This window comes from Streptomyces swartbergensis (genome assembly GCF_002148965.1).
Classification (GTDB): domain Bacteria; phylum Actinomycetota; class Actinomycetes; order Streptomycetales; family Streptomycetaceae; genus Streptomyces; species Streptomyces swartbergensis.
Genome location: NZ_NGFN01000826.1, coordinates 1 through 718 on the forward strand (window position 1 = coordinate 1; position 718 = coordinate 718).

Below are 718 nucleotides of genomic sequence, written 5' to 3' on the forward strand. Positions count from 1 at the left end.
GGATCGATCAGCCTCTCGGTGACGCCGTTGCGCTGGTCCGCCGCTTCCTGGCCGACGGGCTCAGCCTCCTGATGGACGACGCCGTGATGGACCGCATCGATGACGACGTGCGGACTCTGCTCCTGGCGCGCGGGCCCGAGGGAAGCGCAGAGGTGGTCACCGTCCTTGCCTCCCAGATCGCCACATTCCTGATCCTGGCGGCGCCGGACGGCGATCCCGACACGCTGTACAGCGACTGGATTCGCTCGCAGATCGAATCGGCACGCGACTTCCAGCGTGCCCAGCAGGGCCCGCGTCCGCAGGAGTCGTGAACACCTGCGGTCGGGCTATGAACGAGCACGGTCGGATTGTCGCTGGCGTCAACAGCGGCGGAGCGGGACCGCTCGTTCCGGTGATCTCTGCTCTGGCAGCCGTCATGGTGATGCGCCCGTCACCAGACTCGCGGTCGTGGCCACGCCGAACACCCCTGATCCCGCTTGCGAGGACTCCCACGACGGAGCGGGACAGCCGACTGTCGGCACCGGCCCGGTCCGGTTCCCGCTTGTGCGGTGGGTGCTCGCTCCGCGCACGACGTGGCGGGCCCGGCGCCTGGCCGCCGACTTCGGTGAAGGCATGGATGCCCGGACCGCGTGGGTGATGGCGCGCCTGGCCCGCCACCCCGAGGAGCACGGCTTCGCCATGTCCCACCTGGACGACGAACGCCGCGCTGCGGAGTGAG

At 69.9% G+C, this 718-nt stretch carries 1 protein-coding gene and 1 pseudogene; both read left to right on the plus strand.

What is annotated here, in order from left to right:
• A pseudogene (locus tag CA983_RS46560) lies at positions 1–311 on the plus strand (hypothetical protein); the annotation flags it as partial.
• 136 nt (positions 312–447) lie between these two features.
• Positions 448–717: a hypothetical protein gene (locus CA983_RS44570; RefSeq protein WP_208637199.1), complete on the plus strand. Its 270-nt coding sequence runs from the start codon at positions 448–450 to the stop codon at positions 715–717.
• Position 718 lies beyond the last annotated feature (1 nt).